At 51.4% G+C, this 327-nt stretch carries 1 protein-coding gene; it reads right to left on the bottom strand.

The genetic code is table 11. The annotated features are described in order from the left end of the window. The coding region (locus ACTHSQ_RS11160) for a transposase (RefSeq protein ID WP_440375955.1) at window positions 1-327 on the bottom strand (327 nt) is incomplete at both ends.

Consider the following 327-nt stretch of genomic DNA (forward strand, 5'->3'; position numbering starts at 1 on the left):
GGGTATTGGCGGGAGTAATGTGCAGTTTCCCGATATAGCCTTCCTCATCGGTACGGGTATGTTGTTTGTAACCGAGTCTGTAGAGGCCGTTTTTCTTGATCCAACGGGCATTCTTATCTTTGCTCGGTGTGGTTTGACCGCTGACTTGTCCTTTCTCATCAACTTCTATGGCCTGACGCTGTTTGCTGCCGGCGGTCTGAATAATGGTGGCGTCAATGACGGCGGCGGATGCTTTCTCTACTTTTAGGCCTTTTTCGGTCAGTTGTCGGTTAATCAGTTCCAGCAATTCGGACAGGGTGTCGTCTTGCGCCAGCCAGTTGCGGTAGC

The sequence above is a fragment of the Neisseria sp. P0009.S008 genome, from assembly GCF_051958615.1.
Taxonomy (GTDB): Bacteria; Pseudomonadota; Gammaproteobacteria; order Burkholderiales; family Neisseriaceae; genus Neisseria; species Neisseria subflava.